Raw genomic sequence first — 15,247 nt, forward strand, 5'->3', positions numbered from 1 at the left:
AGGTGCACACCGTCGGTGTCTGCGATCACGATGGGTTTGGCGGCACTGGTCGCACACTGGCCATCCACGCCTCCCTCACATAAGGCGAGTTTAAGCTGGTGGCGGCCTCCTTTGTCATAGGGGAAAGTGACAACGCCAGATTTGGTTCCTGCGGGTAAGGTGCCTTGATTAACGACCTGATCGTCAAAGTACACCTTGTAGCTATCACCACCATCACCGGACCAGGCATTCCATTTAATTTCAATTTGGACTTCGTCCACGCGTTGCACCAGATCTTTGTACGATCCGCGGCCATATTCGTCGACTTCAACAAAAGAATAGTTTTGTGGCTTCCAGTCCAAACTTGGGGTTGAGGGGGCCGCCACGGCGTGGCTGGCACCCAGTGCCCCAGCAATCGCCAGAGAGAGTAGGGTCATTGGCTTCATGTTTGCTCCTTATTGTGTCACGCGTTGCCAAACAAGGGCAGCGCCGGGTTGCTCGTTTCGTGTCCACCATTTTGCTTGGTAGATGTTGTCGCCGTAGCGCACGCGATCCTTGGCCACATAGACCTCAGAAGCGCTCCACGCGGGCAGGTTGCTGGTGGGTTCGTCGGTAGCCGGGATCACCGACAGGTTGAAGCTATAGCTATCGTGATGGCTAAAGACTTGGTTTTGCACCACGTCATCGGCATTAAACTGGATCTCACCGTGGCGCATTACCCCGATACGTAAGGGCTCGTTAGCCTGTTGTTCGATAAGGCTGGCCAGCGCGTGTGGCCACTCCGCCACATTTTGGTCCGTCAGTGTGAGTGTGACATCTACCACTTCTTGGCCTTGGCGGTTGTGCAAGCGGGCACGTACGCGATCGCCCAAAGCTGCCATTTGTGGATGTGGGACAAAGTAGCCCAGCTCGTGCCATTGGGCTGGCGCTGTCTGACTGGGGGTGATAGTGATGTCGGCACAGTTGTAGAAGCCTTCACCGGCCGGATCAATGCGTTGCCAACGGCTATAGAGAATGGCGTCACCTTGACGATCGGCGGGCAGGGTCACGGTCATCTCGTAATACCGGTTACCGTCATCGCCGATCACAATGGGCAGATCACCAAAGGTGTCGATCTTCTCGAGATCATCCCACGTCAGCGCATCGGTCGCGCCGTTGTAGTCTGGCTCGGTAAGATAAATTTCCCAATAGCTTGGGTTGTGAGGTGTGGTGGCGCGAAAACGTACGTCAATTTGGCCATTGCCATCTGGGGTGACTTCGGTCCGTTGCCAATCCGGTGAGGGCAAACTGATCCCGGCTTTATTGGGATCGCCGGCACCACATAAGTTGCCATCGGTAACGGCCGCTTTCACCGCATCCATATTGCGATAATCCGCCACCAATTGCGCTGATTCGTGGTGTTGTACAAACGGGTAGTGCCCCGACTCTAAGAACGCAGCGCGACAGGCAGCGTTAGGGATACGTGAGCCATCTGAAGGCCACCAATAACCTCCTTGCTCATGGCAAATCGCTTGGCGTGCTTTGGGGCTTTCTAAATAGCCATGTGCCATCACTTGTGAACTGCTTGCGACCAGCGCAAGGGCCACGGCGGTGCGGCAGGTAAACTGTGTGAGCGAAGACTTGAACATAACGACTCCTTAACGGGGGCACGCAGCCCCCGCATTCAAGACCAGAAATGGATTAGAGGCTGCAGACTTGGCGCCAAGCTTGACCACCGGGTGCCGCTTGGGTCCACCACTTGGCTTCCCATACCGCATCTTGGTAGATAAGTTGGTCGCCACCGCTGGCATGGTTGCCACCATTGGGCCAGTTGGGGTAGGTACTCAGGCTGGCAACATCGACGCCGGGACACTGAGGCTCACCACCACTTTGACCGGTGCTACCGGGTAGCGCAGGCGGAAGGCTTGGATACTCCTGCTTTACCGCATAGCGCTGGCCATCTTTTTCGATGGTGATATTGGTCGGGTTAGTGATCGGCATGTAGTACATCACCTGAGCGTCCAAGGTTTCACCCGGCTTAAAGCTTTGCTCTATACCACCCCATTCGTTGATCAAGGTGATGGCAAAGCGATGATGCGTGGCATCAAACCCGCCGATGTTGTTACCACTGGCATTGCTGCTATCACGCACGACTTCCATGCGCAGCTTTTTCTGGGCGTTCCAGTCAGATTTAAAAATGGCCGAGGTTGACACCGGCACATCAAAGCTGATGGTGGCGCCCGATAAGTCCAGATCCGAATGGTTGGTAAAGCGGAACGTGGGGCGGATAGGGTAGTTGTCATCGCCCACTGGGAAGTTCAGCGCGTCAAACGTGACATCCACTTGCTCGCTTGGCACTTGGAAGTTGGCGTCGCCACGTTGTAGCGAGTAGTCGCTGCCGGATTGCTTAAAGGTTTGGTACGCCAGCGAGGTCAGGGTGTCACCCATAAAATAGGCTTGACGCTGATCATCATAGCGATAATCCCCCGCTAGCTCCCAGAACATCACCCCGCCTAGGCCTTTGTTGACTACGTAGTCCACTTTCTCGGCCATTGAGGTTTCGTCTTCCATCGACAGGAATACGCGTTTTTCCTCGTTCCAAACCCATGGCGCTTTGGCAATGTCATCGTAGTAACGCTGATAACTACCAGTAAGGCGATCAGTGGGGTCTTGCTCAGGGTCGAGTCCGTATTCCGCCGCATAGGCCGGTAGTTTGCCGTCGAGCAGGTTTTTCACATGCCACAATGGGTTAGAGCCTGCAGGCACTTCGTTGCCGAGCTCGTCCACATCATGCCAAAGGTTATCTATCCCGACTGCACCGTTGCCGCATTTGTTTTTCTCACCGACACCGGTGCCGGCTGGGCACTCACTTTGGTTTGGCAGTGGCGCGCGTCCCCAAAGGCCTTTATCGCCGCCTTGTACGTCTTTAAAGCCGCGGGTGTAATATGGGATACCGATATTGATGCGGCCGGGAGACATACCGCCCATAAAGTAGGTCGCAGCCCAGTCGGTATTTAAATAACCAATCCCGCCAAACTCAGGAGTTTGGTAGACATTCCACTGTTTAAGCTCCGAGTCTTCGCCGGTGTCGTACAGCGGCGCCTGATGGCCAACATGATCGTTCCATGCCCCGTGTAGGTCATAGCTCATAATGTTGACGTAATCTAAGTATTGGGTGGTTTGGAAGGTTTCCATCCCGCGCAATAAGTAACCCGACGACGGTGCGGCAATGGTCAGCATATAGTGCTTGCCATCTTGTGCACTGGCTTTATCGAGCGCTTCACGCAGCGACTTCATCAATACTTGATAGGATTTATTCAAGTGCGCACGACGTGGGTTGGAGTACTCGAAATCGTCAGGGTGGCCTGAGTCTTTCATTGACGATGGGTATTCATAATCAATGTCTAGACCATCAAAGCCATACTGGCGCAAGAAGGCGACGGCACTGTCGGTGAAAGCTTTAATGCCAGCTTGGTTGACGCTGCCATCGGCATTGGTGGTCATGGTGTAGAAACCGCCATTGTCGATGCGCTCGCCGTTTTCACCGAAGTAGCCCCCGGTTTCGGCCCAGCCACCCACGGAGATCAGCGTTTTCACGTCGGGGTGCTGCTTTTTATACTTGTTGAGTAAGTTAAAGTGGCCTTTGTACGGCAGGGTTGGATCCATCTCTGCGCCGGCCACGCCTGGCCAGGTCATTTGGGTCGCTGGGTTATCGGGGGCGTTGGGATCGCCGATAGACAATTGGTTGTCCGCGTTAACATGGGCAAAGGCGTAGTTAATGTGGGTGATCTTGTCCCAAGGAATATCGCTGACTAAATAAGCTGGCTGGCCGTTGGCACCGTTTCGCCAGCTGGTGAAATAGCCAATGACACGGCGAGGGTGATCGGCGCCCATGTCTTCAAGGCCGTTCTCGTCATACACCGAGCAATACGGCACGTCGACATCTGGGGTGGTGTATAAACCAGCAGGGCGACAGGCATACTCATCGCCGCCGGTTTGGTCATCACCCACCACCTGTTGCAATGTTTGGGTATCGGTCGCGCCTTTGTCGTCGGTCACGGTGAGACTAAACGTAAAGCGCCCCGTTTGTTCGGCTTGCCAGTCAATGCTGCTCGCTTCTGCACCTTCATATAATACAGTCTTGCCTTGTGAGAGTACGAATGAGGTCACTGTGCCATCCGTGTCGGTTCCGGCGAGGGTGAAGGTGAGTGTGTCGCCAACCTTAACGGGTCCAGACGGGGAGACGGTTAATGTTGCGGTAGGGGCTTGGTTGACGCTGCCCGAGCACTGGCCGAGGATTTTCCACGCTTTCCATTCGCCAGACTGAGTCGCAGGATCGGCTTGCGTCCACCACCTCGCCTCATAGGCGGTATCGTCCGCTTTTACTTGATCCCCTTTGGTATAGGTATTGCCACTCTGCCAATCGGGCAGGGGCTGGCAATCAACCGCAGCATGCACGCTGGGGCTACTTAACGCGAGTCCCGCCAAACCCAGCGCGACGGCACGTGATGGCGTCATCAGTTTCATATTTTGCTCCCAAAATTTTTGAAGCGAATTTCATCAATGCAGTTAGCGATTGATGAGTCCTTTCCCTACGCTTTTGCAGTAAAAAACCGACTTTCAGGTCAAGCCTAGGCAATAAAACCGTTATGTTGGGCAATTGATGCCAAGAAATGGAGGCGGAAGTGCAATAATTTGAGCGCGGGTTCAGAAATTAATTATTGGTAAAAAAGAAGTACATCAATAGCGTGACATTGCTTGAAAGTTGACCAATCCTGACAATTTGCAGGCTTGATTTCCTGATTTTTTTGCTGTTCGTCATGTTTTTTGGCGCAATATCACACCAATTGTTATTAGTAAGTTGTTGTTTCTCTCGAATTAAGTGGTTTTGTCGTGCGAGTGAACAAGAATGAAAATGACCATGATCGAACAGGCCGCGAGGCGTTTTGGTTTGGTTATGACACGGTGGCAGAAGGTGAGCAAATTAAGGGAAAATCTGTTTGCTAATGGCGCTGCAATTCTGTACTATCTCGCGCCTGATTCTCGGTCTTTTATTTTTCGTTCCTTGCTTCCGCTGGACGACCGGGCCAATTGTGGAAGCTGATTAATCCGTAAGGAGCAACTCAATGCGTCATTACGAAATCGTATTCATGGTGCACCCTGATCAGAGCGAGCAAGTTGCTGGCATGATCGAGCGTTACACTGCGTCTATCAAAGATGCGGGTGGTCAAATCCACCGTCTAGAAGACTGGGGCCGTCGTCAACTGGCTTACCCAATCAACAAACTGCACAAAGCACACTATGTTCTGATGAACGTAGAAGCTGAGCAATCTGTGATTGACGAGCTAGAAAGCACGTTCCGCTTCAACGACGCTGTGATCCGTAACATGATCATGCGTACCAAAGACGCTATCACTGAGCCATCTGTCATGATGAAGGCTAAAGAAGAGCGTACTGCTAAGCGTGAAGATCGCCCTGAGCGCGAAGAGCGTGCAGAAGCGAAACCAGAAGCGAAAGCTGAAGGCGAGAGCGCTGCTGAGTAATTGCTGTGATGACCAATCGATTGGAACTTGCTGGTGTTATCAGTAAAGCTCCGGTCCACCGCCAGAGCCCTGCAGGGATCCCGCACTGCCACTTTGTGTTAGAGCATCGTTCCACGCAACTCGAAGCGAACCTTCCCCGTCAGGTGTATTGTCGTCTGCCGGTGGTGGTAAGCGGGCAAGGGTCAACACAACAGACTCACGATTTAGCTTTAGGCAGCCATATCAAGGTAAGCGGTTTTCTCGCTTACCAGACCAGCCGACAAGGCGAGGGAAAATTGGTATTGCATGCCGACCACATTATAGACATTTAGATCAGGAGATAAGCCCATGGCACGTTTCTTCCGTCGTCGTAAATTCTGCCGTTTCACTGCAGAAGGCGTACAAGAGATCGACTACAAAGATGTAGCGACTCTAAAAAACTACATTACCGAATCTGGTAAGATTGTACCTAGCCGTATCACTGGTACTCGTGCTAAGTACCAGCGTCAACTGGCTCGTGCTATCAAGCGCGCTCGTTACCTGGCCCTGCTGCCGTACACTGACAAGCATCAGTAATCGGAACTGTCCACGTTAGAGAGGATTGAAGAATGCAAGTTATTCTACTTGATAAAATCGGTAACCTGGGTGGCCTAGGTGATCAGGTAACTGTTAAGTCTGGTTACGCGCGTAACTTCCTTATCCCACAAGGTAAGGCTGTTATGGCAACCAAATCAAACATCGAACACTTCGAAGCACGTCGTGCTGAGCTAGAAGCAAAAGTTGCTGAGCAACTGGCTGCCGCTCAAGCGCGTGCTGAGAAAGTTGAAGCGCTAGAAGCGGTTGAGATCGCATCTAAAGCGGGCGACGAAGGCAAGCTGTTCGGTTCTATCGGTACTCGTGACATCGCTGACGCTGTGACTGCAGCAGGCGTTGAAATCGCGAAGAGCGAAGTTCGTCTACCAGAAGGCGCGCTGCGCAACACTGGTGAGTACGAAATCAGCGTGCAACTGCACTCTGACGTGTTCGCAACCGTAAAAGTGAACGTTGTTGCCGCGTAATTGCCAAGACAATGTTTGTGAAAGAGCCAGCCGATAAGGCTGGCTTTTTTTATGCCTGTGAACAGATAATCGCTAAAGCCACTGATACCGTAATCCGACCGTGAACACACTGTCTTGGTGCTTCAGCCCCGGCGGCACTTCACTCATGTAGTTTTGTTTTCCCGTCAGCTTAATCGAGAGCTTTTCGGTAATGGTGGTAGCTAGCGACAACACGCCTTCCACACTGGTATTGCTTTCCCCAGACACCACCTGTGTGCGTCCCTCGATATTGGCATTATCTAAAAAACGCCACTGCCATTTGGCTTGAGCACGGACGACAGGCTCACTGACCGAGTAGGGCATGATCAGATCATCGTCATCAATTTCGTCCAAATTTGGACGTTGGTAACGAAAACCGGGACCTATCTCTGTGCTGACACTTAATGCGTCACGCTCTATCCATTGGTAGCCAAGACCGGTTGCGAGCATAAAGTCGTCAAAGTAAGGGCCATAACGGTCAGCGACGTACGTGGCGTTCAGCAGCGCATAGCTTTGCGCGCTAAGCTTCATATTGGCTTGGGATTCGAACTCCGTTTTGCGTTTGTCCTCTTCGCCATCTTTTTCAACCTGCAGCAGACTGACGCTGGCTTGATAACTGTATTGTTCGACTTGGTATTGGCCGTTTAACTCACTGTTGATCGTTTGTGAATCGGCATTGCCGCCCAGACGTTGATAACCGATGGAAATATCGGATGACCAAGGTGACCTTGGCGTGTCGTCTTGCTCGGTTGCATAGGCAGGACTGATACACGCGACACATAGTGAGATCCAAAGCGGCGTATAAACAGATTTCATGGCTTTACCCTCACACTGTCTCAGGCGCGCTATGATAGGGATCGTCAGCATTGAAGCGGTCAAATTTGGGTTAAAATCCGCGGTGATTATTCAGCGTTTGGAAAAAAATGGCTGACAGGGCAGCGTCTCGCTAGGACAGCGGGTATAATGGCGCCCATCAGTAATAGGTGAGTTCGTTATGGCAGACAATCGTAAACCCGCAAAAGATCAACAAGTCGCTAACCTCAAAGTGCCGCCACATTCCATTGAAGCCGAGCAGTCCGTGCTGGGTGGCTTGATGTTGGATAACGAGCGCTGGGATGCGGTTGCGGAAAAAGTCGTCAGCCATGACTTTTACAGTCGCCCCCATCGATTAATTTTCGATGCGACCAAGACCTTGCTCGATGAAGGCAAGCCACTAGATTTGATCACCCTCTCTGAGCACCTTGAAAAAGCGGGTACGCTCGACGATGTGGGCGGTTTTGCTTACTTGGCGGAGTTGGCGAAAAACACCCCAAGTGCGGCCAACATTATTGCTTACGCCGATATTGTGCGAGAGCGTGCCATGGTGCGTAATCTGATTGGGGTGGCCAATGAAATCGCCGATGCGGGCTATGACACGCAAGGGCGTAGCTCGGAAGATCTGCTCGATATGGCCGAGAGCAAGGTGTTTGCGATTGCCGAATCTCGAACCAGTGAAAACGAAGGGCCGCAGCATATTGACTCGGTGTTGAGTAGGACACTGGAGCGGATTGAAGAGCTCTTTAAGTCACCACAAGATGGTGTCACGGGCGTATCGACAGGCTTTACTGACCTGAACAAAAAAACTGCCGGCTTACAGCCGTCTGATTTAATCATTGTTGCGGCACGTCCATCGATGGGTAAAACCACCTTTGCGATGAACTTGTGTGAAAACGCGGCGATGGATCAAGAAAAACCCGTGTTGATCTTCTCGCTCGAGATGCCGGCTGAACAGCTGATGATGCGTATGTTGGCCTCGCTCTCGCGCGTCGATCAAACCAAGATCCGGACAGGTCAGCTTGATGATGAGGACTGGGCGCGCATCTCCTCATCGATGGGGATCTTGATGCAGAAAAAGAACATGTACATCGATGACAGCTCCGGTCTGACACCGACCGATGTGCGCTCGCGAGCTCGTCGCGTTGCTCGTGAACATGGCGGTCTGAGCATGATCATGGTCGACTACCTGCAATTGATGCGTGTACCGGGTTTACAAGAAAACCGAACTCTTGAAATCGCCGAAATTTCTCGCTCGCTCAAAGCGCTCGCGAAAGAGCTGAACGTGCCTGTAGTGGCGCTATCGCAGCTGAACCGCTCGTTGGAGCAACGGGCGGATAAACGCCCAGTTAACTCGGACTTACGTGAATCGGGCGCCATTGAGCAGGATGCCGACTTGATCATGTTTATTTACCGAGACGAAGTCTACAACCCAGAAAGTGCGATGAAAGGGATTGCGGAAATCCTGATTGGTAAACAGCGTAACGGTCCGATTGGTAGTGTGCGTCTCACCTTCCAAGGGCAGTATTCGCGATTTGATAACTATGCAGGACCCGCGTTTGATGATGAGTGATCTGTCTACCATGACCAATGCAGCTCGTGCCTTGATTGATCCCGAGGCGATGGTGCACAACATCCAAGTGATGCGCCGTAAAGCGCCTAACAGTAAAGTGATGACGGTGGTGAAGTCCGATGGTTACGGGCATGGGCTCGCGTCTGTTGCCACCACCTTGGCCCCGTTTAGCGATGCCTTCGGTGTGGCACGGGTGGAAGAAGCATTGACGTTACGTCGTGCCGGGATCCAATTGCCCATCGTCTTGCTGGAAGGGTTTTATGAAGCGGATGAACTGCCGTTATTGGTCACGCATCAATTGACGGCAACCGTGCATTGCAAAGAGCAAGTAGCGATGCTGACCCAAGCCTCGTTAAGTGAGCCGTTACCCGTATGGTTAAAAGTCGACTCAGGCATGCACCGCTTAGGTTTCCAGCCTGAGCAAGTGCCGGAAGCACTCGCCGCTCTTAATGCTTGTGATAATGTGGCCGCTGACATTGGCTTTCTCAGTCACTTTGGCTGTGCGGACGAGCTGGATAATCCGATTACGCAAGCACAGATAGACACCTTCATACAGGTGACGGAAGGGCTAAGCGGAGAGCGGTCGCTGGCAGCCTCCTCAGGGACCTTGTTTTGGCCGCAAAGTCATTTTGACTGGGTGCGTCCCGGCATTTGTCTATATGGCATTTCGTCGCGAATTGAACTCACCGGCGAACAGCTGGGCCTAAAACCGGCAATGCGATTGACGTCCAGGGTAATGGCCGTTCGCGAACTGAAAGCGGGTGAGCCGGTAGGCTATGGTGCGCGTTGGCGCAGTTCGCGCGATACCTTGATTGGCGTGATTGCGATCGGCTATGGCGATGGCTATCCACGCTCTGCACCTGACGGTACCCCTGTTTGGCTGAATGGTCGCGAAGTGCCGCTGGCTGGGCGTGTCTCGATGGATATGATCACCGTTGATCTGGGCCCAGATGCGACCGACAAAGTGGGTGACGAAGCGGTACTGTGGGGGCCTGAGCTTCCCGTCGAGCGCATTGCCCGCTTGGTCGATACCATTGGCTACGAATTAGTGTGCCAAGTCACCGGCCGCGTGCCTCGTCAATATCTCGCTTTAAACGCGGCCGATGACGCCGCGGTGTAGCTTTTTATGTTAAGCGGTACGTGGCGCACCTTGCACAGTGACCACCAAGGTGCGTGTACCGCCATGATCGCGATGCTCGCCCAGATAAATCCCTTGCCATGTACCGAGATTGAGCCGACCTTGTCTGATGGGGACCGTGACGCTTGCGCCTAGTAACGATGCTTTAAGATGCGCCGGCATGTCATCATCGCCTTCATAAGTATGCTGATAATAGGGCGCGCGTTCTGGCACTGAGTGGTTAAAGTGCGCTTCCATATCTTGGCGCACTGTGGGGTCCGCATTTTCATTCAGGGTCAAACTCGCCGACGTATGCTTGATAAACACCTGTACTATCCCGATATCAATCTCATCGAGGATAGGCAGTGCTGATACGATGTCGTCGGTAATAAGGTGAAAGCCCCGCGGGCGTGGGCGCAATTGAATTTCGGTTTGATACCACATAAGCAGTCCTTGTTGTGATCCTCGTCGTGAGCGAAAAGCTCAAGGCTTATCCAACTATTCTATGATTAATCGCAACCCTCTCACAGCAATTGCATGTGAGAATCTGGCTGTGATTATGTAATATTACTCCAATTGCCACCGCGAACAGCGTGGTGACGCTGAGACAATACAGGATCCTTGCCGGCTGTTACGCTAACAGCGGCATTCACAACGCGATTTGGATGACCATGATGCTAAAGACAACTAATCCCACTCAAACCGTGGCGTGGCAATCACTGACCGCCCACTTTGAAGAAGCACAGGACTACACACTGGCGGATCTTTTTGCCGATAACCCACAGCGATTCGCCCATTTCTCGACCCAATTCGAAGACAGCATTCTGTTGGATTATTCCAAAAACCTGATCAGTGAAGAAACACTGACCAAGTTGCTGGCACTGGCGGATGAAACCGGTGTGGCGGACGCGATCAGCGCGATGTTTGACGGTAAGAAGATCAACCGCACCGAAGATCGTGCCGTGCTCCATACAGCACTGCGTAACCGCAGCAATTCACCCATCATGGTGGATGGCGAAGACGTGATGCCAAAAGTGAACGCGGTACTGGCGCAAATGCAGTCGTTTTCCGAGCGTGTGATCAGCGGTGAATGGAAAGGCTATACCGGCAAAGCGATTACAGATGTGGTTAACATTGGTATCGGTGGCTCAGATCTTGGTCCTTATATGGTGACCGAAGCRCTCGCCGCGTACAAAAACCATTTGAACCTGCACTTTGTCTCTAACGTGGATGGCACGCATATCGCCGAAACGTTAAAAGAGCTAAATCCAGAAACCACCTTGTTCTTGGTGGCATCAAAAACCTTCACCACCCAAGAAACCATGACCAACGCCCATACAGCGCGTGATTGGTTTATGAACGCAGCAGGGGATGAAAGCCAAGTGGCGAAGCACTTTGCCGCGCTTTCTACTAACGCAAAGGCGGTGTCTGAGTTTGGTATTGATACGGCCAACATGTTCGAATTCTGGGACTGGGTGGGTGGTCGTTACTCATTGTGGTCGGCGATTGGTCTTTCTATCTGTTTGGGCGTAGGTTACGACAACTTTGTTGCACTGCTTGACGGTGCGCATCAAATGGATAACCACTTCAAAACCGCACCGATGGCGCAGAACATGCCGGTGCTGTTGGCACTGATTGGTATTTGGTACAACAACTTCCACGGCGCAGAATCAGAAGCCATTTTACCTTACGATCAATACATGCACCGTTTTGCTGCCTATTTCCAACAAGGCAATATGGAATCAAACGGTAAGTATGTGGACCGCAACGGTAATCCGGTTGACTATCAAACCGGCCCAATCATTTGGGGTGAGCCGGGTACCAATGGTCAGCATGCGTTCTATCAGCTGATCCACCAAGGCACCAAATTAATCCCGTGTGACTTTATTGCCCCAGTGCATAGTCACAACGCAATTGGCGATCATCACGCTAAATTGATGGCTAACTTCTTCGCCCAGACCGAAGCACTGGCATTTGGTAAAGATCGAGAGCAAGTGGAAGCCGAGCTAGCAAAAGCGGGTAAATCAGCCGATGAAGTTGCTGCGATCGCACCGTTTAAAGTGTTTGAGGGCAACCGTCCGACGAACTCGATTCTGGTCAATCAAATCACGCCATATACTTTGGGCGCGTTGATTGCGATGTACGAGCACAAAATCTTCACGCAGGGTGTGATTTGGAATATCTACAGCTTTGATCAGTGGGGCGTTGAGCTAGGTAAACAGCTCGCAAATAACATCCTGCCAGAGTTGAGCGATAATAACGAAATCGACAGCCATGATAGCTCGACCAATGGCTTGATCAACACCTTTAAGCAATGGCGCCAAGCGTAATCGCTTAAACGGTGAAACGAAAAAAACGCCGCGCAATTGCGCGGCGTTTGTGTATCGAGCCGTGCTGTCTTAGTGATCAAAGCAGATTTCAATGAAGGCAGTACCGTGAGGCGATTTAAACGGCATAATAATCACAGGCCCATCGCTTTTGTGATTGATGGTATGACCTTTACCAGACACCACCACTGGGGTTGCCATCTCAAACTCAAAGCCTTTTTCTGACAGAATACGCTTGGCACCCCCGGTCACCATATTGGTGATTTCACCCACCATGTCAGTGACTTCTTCGTTGATCGAGTCTGCGCGTTCACCGAGCATGCGAAACATGATCTCCAGCGCCATATCTTCGTCAAAGGTCACTGAGAACGACCCTTTGGTTTGTGGGCCAACCATACCGATTAACCCAGAAACATCCCCTTTAGCTATCTCGGATTTCTTTAGGTGAGGCTTCTCAGGCTGAATATCTAACTGTGCCATGGTTTGCAGCACGTTAATCAGCGAGGTCAGGAATGGGTTGACGAATTGTGCTTCCATAAAGAATGTCCGTCCTAATCAATTCAATGTTATTGAGCCAAGCACTGTGCACATGTGCCATGCGTTTCAATCACATGGTGTTGTACGTGAAAGCCCACTTGCTGCGCCTTTTCACGCAATGCATCCGACAGCTCCTCGGTGTGGCACTCTTCGACCGTACCGCATTGATCGCAAATCAACAGTTGCGAGCAGTGTCCTTGGTGCCCCAAATGGCAACAAGCGATGTAGCTGTTGGTTGACTCCACTTTGTGTACAAACCCCTGCGCTAATAGAAAGTCTAGCGCACGATAGACAGTTGGGGGTTTGGCTTGTGGTTCTGTTTCGCGCAACACATCAAGCAACTCATAGGCACTGATGGCGCGTGAGTAGTTGGCAATAATTTCGTAAACGCGCGTACGTTGTGGAGTAAGCCTTACTCCTCGCTGCTCACAAAGCTGCTGTGCGCGGTGCAGTAACCCAGTGGTATTGGTCATAGCGCCTCAAAGTGCTGACAGTCAGTTTGTTATCTTATCATAGCCACTGGTCAGCGCACCCTGTCTGTCTTTAATCCTATGCGTTATCACACACCTGTAAATAGCTTTACGTGTATCGCTTGATCGCGATCAGGCCTCTCACAGTATTGAGCAAAATAAAAACAGTTAACAATCTGCTGATCTTTGAATCGGCTAACTGTTTTCTTGTAGCGAGTCCGTATGATGACAGCGTGCCACAGGCATAAAAAACATACCTTTACATCCATAATAGGAGTATGTACCGATGAAAAAACTGTTAGCCCTCGCCGCACTGGCGTTCGCGTCTGTTTCTACGCAAGCGGCTGCCAACGAGTGTGAGTTAACTGTCACCACCGGTGATAAAATGGCCTACGATCAAACATCGCTATCCGTGCCAGCAAGCTGCAGTGAAGTGACGCTAACCCTGGAGCACCAAGGCTCCATGCCTGTGACCTCGATGGGCCACAACTGGGTGCTGTCAGAAACATCTAACCTGCAAGACATTGCCATGAAAGGCGCGGGTGCCGGCCCAAATAACGATTATTTGCCACAAGGCGATGATCGCATCTTGGCGCATACCAAATTGATTGGCGGCGGCGAAAGCACCACGATTACCTTCTCAACTGAAGGACTGAAAGGCAAAGACTTAACCTATTTCTGCTCTTTCCCAGGCCACTGGACTGTGATGAAAGGCAAATTCACCATCGAATAAGTCTTGTCGCGAGAGAGCGAGCAACAGGCTCTCTCGCCCATTTCATTTGCTCGTCATCTTGCTCGACTAGGCTTTGCGGTAAATCGATGTCCGCAAACGGATTGACGGAGCAAGAGGGTGAAAAAACTCCGCTACTATAGTTATAACTTGGCACTCAATGCGATCCCTAATGATTGGTATCGCACATGGATGTGCCGGCAACTGTTGCCCATTTATCAGCAGCATCAATCTGATATTGATCAACGTGTCAGCTATTACAACCGTTTGAATGCCCCTTTTTGTTTGTCGGAGCAATATTGCGATCATCAGACGGGCCGAGTGAGACAAGATCACGGCTCGGTGTATTTTTTAGATATATTGCGGGTGATGCGCTGGTTCCCCAACGGCTTGTTTTTGCATTACTTAGGTGGCGATGTCACGCAACCGCCACTTACGCCAGCCTTTGTAAAGAGTCGTCCCATTCATGGCGACAATCAAAACGCCGTATTACTCAAGCTCAATGCGGTGCGTCATTTTCAATTTATCGATGATCCTGTACCGTTTGGGCAAAAACGCGATAGCGCGGTATGGCGTGGACGCTGTTTTAATCACAAGCGTCTCCAACTTCTTCGCCGCTTTTACACGCACCCTATCATTGATGTCGGGGATACCCGCCCCGTGAATGACACTGACCAAGCCTATCGAAAAGTCCCGCTAACACCGCATGCGCAGTTACAGCATAAGTTTATTCTCAGTGTGGAAGGGAAAGACGTTGCGACCAATTTAAAGTGGATACTGTCATCCAACTCGCTATGCCTCTCACCGCCGCTGGAGTATGAAACCTGGTTTATGGAGGGCCAATTAATCCCTGGGGTTCACTATGCCGAAGTGAACGCAGATTTTTCCAACCTAGAGGCAGTTATCGATCATTACCTTACCTACCCGCATGAAGCGCAAGCGATCATTCACAATGCCCATCAGTGGGTAAATCAATTCCGCGACCGACAAAAAGAGGCGGTGATCAGCTACTTAGTGGCAGAGAAATACTTTCGGCTTTCGCAGCAGCTATAGAAGCACAGGGGCTGGTTTGGTTTAAATCATCATAACGGCTGCCATACTGTTAGCTTGTGCTTTTCTTCTGC

16 protein-coding genes are annotated in these 15,247 nt (G+C 51.5%); 9 read left to right on the forward strand and 7 right to left on the reverse strand.

The features are described 5' to 3' along the window. The 3 genes from BZJ17_RS13810 to BZJ17_RS13820 form a co-directional block, all read right to left on the reverse strand. A partial coding sequence (locus BZJ17_RS13810; protein WP_277868805.1) for a chitinase N-terminal domain-containing protein occupies positions 1-425 on the reverse strand: 425 nt, incomplete at its 3' end. 9 nt (positions 426-434) lie between these two features. Further along, positions 435-1,607: a lytic polysaccharide monooxygenase gene (locus BZJ17_RS13815; RefSeq protein ID WP_077641108.1), complete on the reverse strand. Its 1,173-nt coding sequence runs from the start codon at positions 1,605-1,607 to the stop codon at positions 435-437. 52 nt (positions 1,608-1,659) lie between these two features. Then, on the reverse strand, positions 1,660-4,485 hold the full coding sequence (locus tag BZJ17_RS13820; RefSeq protein ID WP_077641109.1) for a glycosyl hydrolase family 18 protein: 2,826 nt from the start codon (positions 4,483-4,485) through the stop codon (positions 1,660-1,662). A gap of 599 nt (positions 4,486-5,084) precedes the next feature. Between BZJ17_RS13820 and rpsF the strand changes: the two genes are divergently transcribed. The 4 genes from rpsF to rplI are packed head-to-tail and all read left to right on the forward strand — an operon-like array spanning position 5,085 to position 6,538. Further along, positions 5,085-5,501: a 30S ribosomal protein S6 gene (rpsF, locus tag BZJ17_RS13830; RefSeq protein ID WP_069589698.1), complete on the forward strand. Its 417-nt coding sequence runs from the start codon at positions 5,085-5,087 to the stop codon at positions 5,499-5,501. 8 nt (positions 5,502-5,509) lie between these two features. Next, complete coding sequence (priB, locus tag BZJ17_RS13835; protein WP_069589696.1) at positions 5,510-5,812, forward strand: primosomal replication protein N; 303 nt, start codon at positions 5,510-5,512, stop codon at positions 5,810-5,812. A 16-nt stretch (positions 5,813-5,828) separates the two neighbouring features. Beyond that, on the forward strand, positions 5,829-6,056 hold the full coding sequence (rpsR, locus tag BZJ17_RS13840; protein WP_069589695.1) for a 30S ribosomal protein S18: 228 nt from the start codon (positions 5,829-5,831) through the stop codon (positions 6,054-6,056). A 32-nt stretch (positions 6,057-6,088) separates the two neighbouring features. Beyond that, positions 6,089-6,538: a 50S ribosomal protein L9 gene (rplI, locus tag BZJ17_RS13845; RefSeq protein WP_069589694.1), complete on the forward strand. Its 450-nt coding sequence runs from the start codon at positions 6,089-6,091 to the stop codon at positions 6,536-6,538. 72 nt (positions 6,539-6,610) lie between these two features. On the opposite strand, the gene BZJ17_RS13850 is transcribed toward rplI, so the two are convergent. Then, on the reverse strand, positions 6,611-7,372 hold the full coding sequence (locus tag BZJ17_RS13850) for a DUF481 domain-containing protein (protein ID WP_069589692.1): 762 nt from the start codon (positions 7,370-7,372) through the stop codon (positions 6,611-6,613). A 178-nt stretch (positions 7,373-7,550) separates the two neighbouring features. Between BZJ17_RS13850 and BZJ17_RS13855 the strand changes: the two genes are divergently transcribed. Together BZJ17_RS13855 and alr are read left to right on the forward strand one after the other, a co-directional pair. Beyond that, complete coding sequence (locus tag BZJ17_RS13855; protein WP_077480277.1) at positions 7,551-8,942, forward strand: replicative DNA helicase; 1,392 nt, start codon at positions 7,551-7,553, stop codon at positions 8,940-8,942. Then, complete coding sequence (alr, locus tag BZJ17_RS13860) at positions 8,932-10,062, forward strand: alanine racemase (RefSeq protein WP_077457928.1); 1,131 nt, start codon at positions 8,932-8,934, stop codon at positions 10,060-10,062. Before BZJ17_RS13855 ends, alr begins: the two co-directional genes overlap by 11 nt. 9 nt (positions 10,063-10,071) lie before the next feature. On the opposite strand, the gene BZJ17_RS13865 is transcribed toward alr, so the two are convergent. Beyond that, a complete protein-coding gene (locus tag BZJ17_RS13865) occupies positions 10,072-10,503 on the reverse strand; it encodes a secondary thiamine-phosphate synthase enzyme YjbQ (RefSeq protein ID WP_077641111.1) in 432 nt (143 codons plus the stop codon). Between the two features lie 230 nt (positions 10,504-10,733). On the opposite strand from BZJ17_RS13865, the gene pgi reads away from it, so the two are divergent. After that, complete coding sequence (pgi, locus tag BZJ17_RS13870; RefSeq protein ID WP_077641118.1) at positions 10,734-12,389, forward strand: glucose-6-phosphate isomerase; 1,656 nt, start codon at positions 10,734-10,736, stop codon at positions 12,387-12,389. A gap of 69 nt (positions 12,390-12,458) precedes the next feature. Here pgi and BZJ17_RS13875 read toward each other — a convergent pair whose 3' ends face one another. After that, complete coding sequence (locus BZJ17_RS13875) at positions 12,459-12,923, reverse strand: chemotaxis protein CheX (RefSeq protein ID WP_069589687.1); 465 nt, start codon at positions 12,921-12,923, stop codon at positions 12,459-12,461. A 29-nt stretch (positions 12,924-12,952) separates the two neighbouring features. Beyond that, complete coding sequence (gene zur, locus BZJ17_RS13880) at positions 12,953-13,396, reverse strand: zinc uptake transcriptional repressor Zur (protein ID WP_069589686.1); 444 nt, start codon at positions 13,394-13,396, stop codon at positions 12,953-12,955. A 283-nt stretch (positions 13,397-13,679) separates the two neighbouring features. Here zur and azu point away from each other — a divergent pair, with 283 nt between their 5' ends. Together azu and BZJ17_RS13890 are read left to right on the forward strand one after the other, a co-directional pair. Further along, positions 13,680-14,126, forward strand: coding sequence for an azurin (gene azu / locus BZJ17_RS13885; protein ID WP_069589685.1), 447 nt, complete (start codon positions 13,680-13,682; stop codon positions 14,124-14,126). Between the two features lie 117 nt (positions 14,127-14,243). Then, positions 14,244-15,176 carry a glycosyl transferase family 90 gene (locus BZJ17_RS13890; RefSeq protein WP_077641112.1) on the forward strand — a complete coding sequence of 311 codons (933 nt, stop codon included), beginning with the start codon at positions 14,244-14,246 and terminating at the stop codon, positions 15,174-15,176. Positions 15,177-15,247 lie beyond the last annotated feature (71 nt).

Origin of the sequence: Salinivibrio sp. IB574 (assembly GCF_001996205.1) — a bacterium.
In the GTDB taxonomy this organism is placed as follows: domain Bacteria; phylum Pseudomonadota; class Gammaproteobacteria; order Enterobacterales; family Vibrionaceae; genus Salinivibrio; species Salinivibrio proteolyticus.

Coding starts and splice junctions, on each gene's coding strand:
- BZJ17_RS13815 (WP_077641108.1), bottom strand. CDS start 1,607: ATGTTCAAGTCTTCGCTCACACAGTTTACCTGCCGCACCGCCGTGGCC.
- azu (WP_069589685.1), top strand. CDS start 13,680: ATGAAAAAACTGTTAGCCCTCGCCGCACTGGCGTTCGCGTCTGTTTCT.
- BZJ17_RS13855 (WP_077480277.1), top strand. CDS start 7,551: ATGGCAGACAATCGTAAACCCGCAAAAGATCAACAAGTCGCTAACCTC.
- BZJ17_RS13865 (WP_077641111.1), bottom strand. CDS start 10,503: ATGTGGTATCAAACCGAAATTCAATTGCGCCCACGCCCGCGGGGCTTT.
- BZJ17_RS13850 (WP_069589692.1), bottom strand. CDS start 7,372: ATGAAATCTGTTTATACGCCGCTTTGGATCTCACTATGTGTCGCGTGT.
- rpsF (WP_069589698.1), top strand. CDS start 5,085: ATGCGTCATTACGAAATCGTATTCATGGTGCACCCTGATCAGAGCGAG.
- rplI (WP_069589694.1), top strand. CDS start 6,089: ATGCAAGTTATTCTACTTGATAAAATCGGTAACCTGGGTGGCCTAGGT.
- zur (WP_069589686.1), bottom strand. CDS start 13,396: ATGACCAATACCACTGGGTTACTGCACCGCGCACAGCAGCTTTGTGAG.
- priB (WP_069589696.1), top strand. CDS start 5,510: ATGACCAATCGATTGGAACTTGCTGGTGTTATCAGTAAAGCTCCGGTC.
- rpsR (WP_069589695.1), top strand. CDS start 5,829: ATGGCACGTTTCTTCCGTCGTCGTAAATTCTGCCGTTTCACTGCAGAA.
- alr (WP_077457928.1), top strand. CDS start 8,932: ATGATGAGTGATCTGTCTACCATGACCAATGCAGCTCGTGCCTTGATT.
- BZJ17_RS13820 (WP_077641109.1), bottom strand. CDS start 4,485: ATGAAACTGATGACGCCATCACGTGCCGTCGCGCTGGGTTTGGCGGGA.
- BZJ17_RS13875 (WP_069589687.1), bottom strand. CDS start 12,923: ATGGAAGCACAATTCGTCAACCCATTCCTGACCTCGCTGATTAACGTG.